The sequence below is a fragment of the Caballeronia grimmiae genome (assembly GCF_000698555.1).
GTDB classification, from domain to species: Bacteria; Pseudomonadota; Gammaproteobacteria; order Burkholderiales; family Burkholderiaceae; genus Caballeronia; species Caballeronia grimmiae.
Window position 1 is genome coordinate 1 of record NZ_JFHE01000151.1, and the last position, 408, is coordinate 408.

The following is a 408-nucleotide window of genomic DNA, read 5'->3' on the forward strand; positions in this document are numbered from 1 at the left end:
TCGTGCGCACGTGACGGCCGACCATCACGTTTTCCAGCGCGGTCATGCCGCCGAACAGGCGAATGTTCTGGAACGTGCGCGCGATGCCTGCCTTCGCCACCTGATACACGGCCGTCGGGGTATAAGCCTGGCCGTCGAGCTTGAATTCGCCCGAGTCCGGCGTATAGAGGCCGGTGATCACGTTGAAGAACGTCGTCTTGCCAGCGCCGTTCGGGCCGATCAGGCCGTAGATCGTGCCTTCTTCGATCTGAAGGCCCACGTCCGACAAAGCCTGCAAGCCGCCGAAGCGCTTGTTGACGCCTTTGACGGAAAGTCGTGTTTGCTTTTGGCTCATGTTCTGAATCTCCGCCTTATGCACGCGCCGGCTTCTTGCCGCCGCGCTTCGCGATCTTCGCGATCTTGTCTTCG

1 protein-coding gene is annotated in these 408 nt (G+C 60.8%); it reads right to left on the bottom strand.

Features of this window, described 5'->3' with window-relative positions:
- On the bottom strand, window positions 1-334 hold a 334-nt coding region (locus BG57_RS31040; RefSeq protein ID WP_035971182.1), incomplete at its 3' end, for an ATP-binding cassette domain-containing protein.
- Between the last annotated feature and the right edge of the window lie 74 nt (window positions 335-408).